Origin of the sequence: Marilutibacter maris (genome assembly GCF_006546735.2) — a bacterium.
GTDB classification, from domain to species: Bacteria; Pseudomonadota; Gammaproteobacteria; order Xanthomonadales; family Xanthomonadaceae; genus Marilutibacter; species Marilutibacter maris.
Map to the genome: position 1 here is coordinate 1 of NZ_VICD02000331.1, position 1,447 is coordinate 1,447.

At 70.2% G+C, this 1,447-nt stretch carries 1 protein-coding gene; it reads right to left on the minus strand.

Going from position 1 to position 1,447, the window contains the following annotated elements:
* The coding region (locus tag FKV24_RS19650) for a hypothetical protein (protein ID WP_211371921.1) at positions 1 to 1,447 on the minus strand (1,447 nt) is incomplete at both ends.

Here is a 1,447-nt window from a genome sequence, read left to right on the forward strand (position 1 = left end):
CCCCCCGAGCCGCCTCCTCCCGAGCCGCTGCCTCCCGAGCCGCTGCCTCCCGAGCCGCTGCCTCCCGAGCCGCCTCCTTCCGAGCCGCCTCCTTCCGAGCCGCCTCCTTCCGAGCCGCCTCCTCCCGAGCCGCTTCCTCCTGAGCCGCTTCCTCCTGAGCCGCTTCCTCCCGAGCCGCTTCCTCCCGAGCCGCTTCTTCCCGAGCCGCTATTGGGCTCGGGCACCTCCAACGGGCTGTCCGCCATCGAGGTCTGGCCGGCTTCGCCGATCGCGGTGTCCATCGCCTCGCGACGGGCGCGTTCGGACTCGTGCTGGGCCTGCAGGCGTTCGGTGCGGGCGGCGATCGGGTCGCTTTCGGCGACCGGGTTGATCGAGGCGTTGCGGATGCGGTCGGCCTGGGCCTGCGCGGCCATCCGGTTCAGCGGCAGGTAGTCGCTGCGGAAGTTCAGTTCGACCGAGGAGTTGAGTTCCAGGTCGGTGTTCATCTCCTCGGTGCTCTGGTTGCGCTGGGTCGAGACGTAGCCGATGTTGTTCTCGACCTCGGCGCTCACGCCCCATGGACCGGCGCCGAAACGGCCGGCGGCGCGCACCCGGTTCTGCAGGCTGAACTGGCTTCCGCGGTCCTCGCTGGCGGCGCTGCGGGTATCGACATGGAAGCGCATCGCCGCATTGATCCGGCCACTGTCGATGACGATCCGGTGCATGCCCATCATCACCATCGTCGCCAACATCTGCTGGCGCTGGCGGGCGAGATAGCGCCGCGCCAGCGGCACCAGCTGCTCGGGATTGCTGGCATCGACGCTCTCGCCCGGCTCCATGCCCAGGGTCGCGCGGATCGCCTCCTCGTCGGGCATCGAGGCGCCGTCGCGCAGCCTCAGGCGGGTCTCGACGGGATCCTCCGGATCGTCGAAGTCGGGGTCGGGGGTCTCGTATTCGACCGACTCGGGAAAATGGTCGGCCACCCATTGCCGCACCTGCGCCAGACCGAACTGGGTCCGCTCGAAGCCCTCGGCCGAGGCCGAGACCGCGTTCAGCAGTTGCACGTACTGCTGCATCTGCTGGGTGCTGGAGTCGAGCATCGCGCGGAACACGCCATTGATCAGATCGGTCACGAAGCGCGGGAACGAGACCGCGTTGAGCACCGCCTGGGTGGTGCCGGCAACGCGATCGGCGGCGGCGGCGAAGCCCGGTTGCGACTGCGCCCGCGCCAGTGGCGCCGGTCGTCGAGGCCCCTGCGAAACGCCGACAGGCGTGGAATCGCCGCCCTGCCGTTCGATGGCCTGTTGCGCCTGTCCCTCCTCGTCGATCAGTTCGGCGGCCAATGCCGATACCCGGACCATCGCGCCGGCCAGGGTGCGACGATCGTCGGCGGACAGGTGGCGGTAGTTGGGCGCGCGCTCCAGCACCTCGCGCACGGCACTGCGTATCCACGGCGCCGGCGGCCGGC